The organism is Desulfobacter sp. UBA2225 (genome assembly GCF_002348205.1).
Classification (GTDB): domain Bacteria; phylum Desulfobacterota; class Desulfobacteria; order Desulfobacterales; family Desulfobacteraceae; genus Desulfobacter; species Desulfobacter postgatei.
In genome coordinates this window covers 1-5,425 of record NZ_DDYV01000274.1, presented here as the reverse complement: position 1 = coordinate 5,425, position 5,425 = coordinate 1, and the positions used below count along the sequence as shown (strand labels likewise).

The window sequence follows — 5,425 nt, the reverse complement described above, 5'->3', positions numbered from 1 at the left end:
TTGGATTCATTTGCTACAGTGGAGCAATCCTCATGCTTGGCGTGGACATCGGGCAACCCATCAGAGGTTGGTTCGGTTTTTGGCATGCAAACGTTCATTCCATGCTCACTGAAGTGATGTTCTGCATTACCACGTACTTGATCGTGTTAACCATAGAATACATTCCCTTGATTTTTGAAAACCGCAAGTTGGACCGAATTCCAGAATTACATCTCTTCGGACACAATCTGCATAGCATCATGATTGTATTTGCCGGAGTAGGAACATTTCTTTCCTTCTTTCATCAGGGGTCATTAGGCGGCATGTATGGTGTTTTATATGCCCGTCCTTTTGCCTATCGCACCGGCTTTATGATCTGGCCCTGGACCTTTTTCCTGTTTACCTGGTCTGCCGCAGCGTTTGGTCCCTGTTTTACCTTGATGGTGACCAAGATTACGGAAATAATTACGGGTAAAAAATTGGTCGGAGATAAAACCGTCAATCTGCTGGCAAAAATTTCCGGGTGGATGATTACCACCTATATTATCGCCAAGATTATTGATACCGTTTACTGGGCATTCGTCACCGTGCCGTCCATGGGATTCGAACTGGGACATTTTTACAGCAACAACGCGTTCTATGGATACTGGATTTTGATTACCGAAGTGATCCTATGCGGTGTTGTGCCGGGGCTGCTTCTGATTAATAAAAGCACCCGGGAAAATCCCACCACCCGCACCATTGCCATTATTCTTGGCGTTATTGGTGTTTGTCTGAACCGGTGGGTTATGGTACTTCAGATCATGGCCGTGCCCGTGATGTCTTTTGACTCCTGGGCATTGTATATCCCAAGCTGGCAGGAAGTGGCGACCACCATTTTACCTGTTGCTTACGGAATTATCCTGATTGCCGTTGCATATCGCTATCTGCCGGTATTCCCCCAGGAACTGGAACTTAACGAACCTGCCGACGCGGCAGCTCAAAACTGATAAAGGAGGTTTTAATGTTTCCCTTTTGTTTTGAATGGGTCTGGGACATCGGCCATGCAATTTTTTTCGGTGGGTTCTGGTATGCTATCTCCATTTTAGGGGCAGGTATGACCTATTGCCTTCTTAAGGCAGCCTATGACACGATAAATGATAAAGGTGATTCACATCACTGATATTTAACCTGCGTAAAAACGAAAAACGCCTGCTTGACTCTTTGAGTGAAGCAGGCGTTTTTTTGTATTTAGGTTTACCCTAAAACCCGCTCAACCGCTCCACAGATAAAGCTGGATCTATCAAGCCCTTCCTGGGTTTTAACATATTCGTTCACTCGCTCCAGCAAATCCACGGGTACCATGACGTTAATTCTTTTTTTAGGGCGGTATTCGTCCATTGCTTTTTCAGATGGCAACACAGGGAAAATAAGCTCCCCCTGCTTTGCTTCTTTTTTGATTTCAACATAAGGCCTGGGGGCTTCATATTCCCGGCCTTTGCGGCCTAGAACCATTATCGCGCTTAATGCATCTACAGCCATTGCAAGAGATTCCTCAACAGTCTCCCCGCAGGTGTTCACGGATGGGGCATCTGGGAATCGGACAGACCATCCGTCGTCATCAGGTGAAAAGATTGCATAATAAATATCCATTGGCACCTACTTTACTTGTCTGCCTGCTTGATAAAGCTGGGTTTGTTGGGCTAATGCTAATCTACCTCATTATTTATAGTTTGCATCTCCTTTTTTTCGATCTTTTTAAAACAAACCCGTTCAAACCCCAGGGCCACCACCACAAATTTCTGAAGTTTTAGATTCCCATACCTTTGTTCAAGCTCTTTCCCGTATGTATACACCTGTTTTTCACCCTCCTGTATCCGGCTTACAATTTCAGGAAGCTTTGCTAATTCATCCCCGGACAAGTCCCGTGCCTTTTCAGGGGAGATTCCGGCATCTTTGAGTCTTACAAACTTGAACTCAATCAATACATCAAATATTCTACCATGCCGCTTATCCGGCCGGATGATCATGGTAAGATCGGCATATCTGCGGTTAATTTCAGTTTCAGAATCCATGATATAGAGGATATCATTGTAGAGCAGAGTTAAAAAAGCGGTCTTTATGGTCAATTCATTGGCCCACCGATAGTCCCTGTTATGAAACACCTTAAAATATTTGTTTTCCATAAAAGCGCACAACGGCACCATATCTCCTTTTTGATACACCTGTTCGGCCGCATTCGCACCCTCATCCCTGTCTCCGGGATCGGGCAGCAGCATTTTTTGAATTCGATCCACATACAGGCTTTTAATGACAAGATTGGGAACTTTTAACCGCACCTTTAAGTCCGGTGTATCACCGGCCAGGGTCAACACGCCGAAATAATAAAGAAAAGAGGCCAGAAACATATTGTCCTTGGATTGATCAGACAGCATCTCTTTAATGCCGAAACGGTCTTCAATATCAGAGACTATAAGCTCATGATTTTTCTGGACCAGGTTCATCAAAAGATCTCTTCCCGTGGGCATCCGGGCCATATATTCAAGTTTTGATTCATCCACTGCAAGATTTGAATCCAGCATTTTCCTTGGATAGGTGCAGGTTTTTTCAAACTGTTTCAAAAAATATAAACACAGGGTTGGGTTATACACATATTCATCAATGGCATGGGAAAAATTATATCCATTATAATAGACTTTCGTCAAATTAACGGCTTCCTGAATTTTTTCCTTTTCAAATCCACATTGACCAACAATTTTTTTGAGCACCACTTCAATTTCTTGCTGCCTGAAGCCGCACAGATCATTAAATTCAGGTTCAAAGTAAATATTTTCGGCAATATTATATCCGCTTGTGATATCGCTCATCACAACCGGGGAAACCCCGGTGATAAACACACGATCAATCATGGAACCGGACGTGGCGGATTTTACCGCCTTGAAAAAAGTCTTTAAAGGGCCTTCATCATGCACAATGGCCTTATATCTGTCTTCTTCGCTGTGTATGCCCATCATGATGGTATTGGCAAAATTATCATATTCATCAATGAGAAGGTATACCGGATATGGGGTCATGCGAACTGAGCTTACCAGGGATTTAACAGAACTTATGGCATTTTGGGGATTTATTTCAATCCCGGGAAGATCATACTCCCCGTAATATAGCAAAAATCCTTTAATGCAGTCGTTAATATGATCAAAAAGAGCTTCCTTCACTTCCTTTGCACTGCCGGTGGAATCAACACATGAAAAATCAAATTTCAAAATAAAATATGAATTGTGCAGGGCAGTGGGGTTTTTCCCGATTTTCAACTTCCCGAAAATCGAATCGAATTCATCCTTTTTTGCCACATCATAATAGTTTTCCAACATTGAAAGAACCAGGCTTTTGCCGAACCGCCTGGGCCGGATAAACAGCTGGGATTTTGTATTTTCAAGCAAAGGTATCTTATCGGTCCTGTCACAATAAAAATAGCCTTCATCAATAACAGTTTTAAAATCAGATATGCCATATGGAAATTTCATGATTTTGCGTCTCCCCTGCACACACTTCAATGCTCAATTACTGTTATCGTCATAAGCTCAGTAACTTTGCACCATGGAATATTCGCAGAATATAAACCGACTTTTCAGCAATTCTATAAACCACCCGATAATTTTTATATATCAGATGGCGGTAGTTGGTCCCAAAGAAGTCATTTTCCGGTATAAAGGGGTTACGATCGGGAAAAGTCTCAAGAGAATATACCTTTTCTTCCAGTTGAAGGATGAAGTGTTTTGCATTATTGATGCTGTCGTCTGCAATATAATAATATATTTTTTCCAAATCGTTTTGCGCTTCCCGGGTCAATCTAACCTGATATTTCTTTATCACATTTAAATTCCTTGAAAAAATTCCTCGCTTCTTTATATCGCTTGTTTGTTATATCTTCTTCTGCCGGTATGAGAAGCTTGAGCAGGCTAAATGCATTTGCAATTTTCTCATATTCATTTACTCCAAGAAGCACAGCTTCCGCTTTCCCATTAACTGTTAAAATAACTGGACGTTTGGTTTTATTTATTTGTTCAAGTAAAGAGTTTGTATTCCTCTTTAAATCAGTAATTGAACGGATATCCTCTGTTATACTTAATGTCATTTTATCACCGCCTGCATACTTAAAGGTTGTAATTTGATGTTTTTAGTATGTACTATTTGATGATAATTGGTCAAGCCGTATTTCCAATACGGTGACATTGTTTAATCTCAAAAACTGGATCATCGAGTAAACATCAAGCAGATCTCACTGCCTGATACCGTGTTCCTGCATTAAACAATTCAGGATGTCAGCAGGCGCGCCTTCATGTTCCGACAAGTGGGCGGTTTCATACGTTTCAACAAGACTGCCGACGGTCTCGACCAGAGACGCCAGCGGGTGCCCTTCGTCCTGATCCAAAAGGCTGTCAAGAAAAGATACCTGCCGGTCATATTCTGCTTTTGAATGGGCCACGGAAAAGATGCTTTTAATATCCGGCCAGATCCGGATAATGTCGTTGATCATTTGGTGTAATTATTCCAATTCCCACGAACAGGCCCAGAGTGTCCAATTTCCACTCGATGATCAAGTTTTATGACTGGATAAATTTAAACGTTGATAATATAATCACAAGACTGAGAAGAAATATTCTATGTTCTGTTGACATTTAGCGTAGCCATATTCTTCTGTCGGGTGGCAATAATCTCCACTATGCACCGCTGCGAAGTTTCCAAAGTACGAAAAACAGAAATAAGAAACTAACTGCCCACGAACAACAGGGATAAGAGCATCCCTGTAAGGAGAAGGAAACATGAGCACAGAACCGCAGGAAAAAAACATAATGACACCGGGGGAGTATCTTGCCCTTGAAAGAGCTTCGCTGGATATCAGACATGAATTTTATGCTGGTGAAATCTTCGCTATGGTTGGGGCAAGCAGGCACCACAACCGTATCAATATGAATCTTGCTAGGGAATTAGGGATTAAATTCAAAGCAGATAATTTCCGTTGCGAAGCGTTCTCCAATGACATGCGTGTAAAAATTGAAAACGGCTATGTGTACCCGGACATTGTTATTACTTGTGGTGATGCAGAGTTTGAAGATAATGAGTTTGACACCCTGACAAACCCGGTTGTCATAATGGAAATTCTTTCAGATTCAACAGAGCTCTTTGACAGGACGAAAAAGTTTTTTCATTACAGAAAAATCCCGACACTTCAAGAGTATATCTTAGTCTCTCAACATGAATATTGGGTTGAAAAGTATACACGCCAAAGTGATATATGGGGTTATAACTCATACGAGGGATTAGATCAGACTCTAACAATCGTATCGGCTAATTGTGAATTGCCGTTATCTGAGATTTATTTGAATGTGGAGCGCGACTGCTCCCCTCCTGAATCAAAGATTCAGAAGGGGCTTCTAAGCAACCGAGGTCGCTAACGTGTCCAGCC

8 protein-coding genes are annotated in these 5,425 nt (G+C 41.9%); 3 read left to right on the top strand and 5 right to left on the bottom strand.

The genetic code is table 11. From position 1 onward, the window contains the following. Nucleotides 1-968: molybdopterin oxidoreductase (locus B3D59_RS14100; RefSeq protein WP_286820714.1), on the top strand; the 968-nt coding region annotated here is incomplete at its 5' end. Between the two features lie 14 nt (nt 969-982). Next, nucleotides 983-1,141 (top strand): hypothetical protein, encoded by a 159-nt coding sequence (locus tag B3D59_RS14095; protein WP_286820712.1) that lies wholly within the window; start codon nt 983-985, stop codon nt 1,139-1,141. A gap of 74 nt (nt 1,142-1,215) precedes the next feature. Here the strand turns inward: B3D59_RS14095 and B3D59_RS14090 are convergent, their stop codons facing one another. The 5 genes from B3D59_RS14090 to B3D59_RS14070 all read right to left on the bottom strand — a co-directional run bounded on the left by B3D59_RS14090 (nt 1,216) and on the right by B3D59_RS14070 (nt 4,495). Beyond that, nucleotides 1,216-1,611 carry a type II toxin-antitoxin system HicB family antitoxin gene (locus tag B3D59_RS14090; protein ID WP_286820710.1) on the bottom strand — a complete coding sequence of 132 codons (396 nt, stop codon included), beginning with the start codon at nt 1,609-1,611 and terminating at the stop codon, nt 1,216-1,218. 56 nt (nt 1,612-1,667) lie between these two features. Beyond that, nucleotides 1,668-3,482 carry an AAA family ATPase gene (locus B3D59_RS14085; protein WP_286820705.1) on the bottom strand — a complete coding sequence of 605 codons (1,815 nt, stop codon included), beginning with the start codon at nt 3,480-3,482 and terminating at the stop codon, nt 1,668-1,670. 49 nt (nt 3,483-3,531) lie between these two features. Beyond that, nucleotides 3,532-3,831 carry a type II toxin-antitoxin system RelE/ParE family toxin gene (locus B3D59_RS14080; protein WP_286820700.1) on the bottom strand — a complete coding sequence of 100 codons (300 nt, stop codon included), beginning with the start codon at nt 3,829-3,831 and terminating at the stop codon, nt 3,532-3,534. Next, nucleotides 3,809-4,093, bottom strand: a complete 285-nt coding sequence (locus B3D59_RS14075) for a type II toxin-antitoxin system Phd/YefM family antitoxin (protein WP_286820699.1) — start codon at nt 4,091-4,093, stop codon at nt 3,809-3,811. Before B3D59_RS14075 ends, B3D59_RS14080 begins: the two co-directional genes overlap by 23 nt. 144 nt (nt 4,094-4,237) lie before the next feature. Continuing rightward, nucleotides 4,238-4,495: a hypothetical protein gene (locus B3D59_RS14070; RefSeq protein WP_286820697.1), complete on the bottom strand. Its 258-nt coding sequence runs from the start codon at nt 4,493-4,495 to the stop codon at nt 4,238-4,240. A gap of 286 nt (nt 4,496-4,781) precedes the next feature. On the opposite strand from B3D59_RS14070, the gene B3D59_RS14065 reads away from it, so the two are divergent. After that, a complete protein-coding gene (locus B3D59_RS14065; protein ID WP_286820693.1) occupies nt 4,782-5,414 on the top strand; it encodes a Uma2 family endonuclease in 633 nt (210 codons plus the stop codon). Nucleotides 5,415-5,425 lie beyond the last annotated feature (11 nt).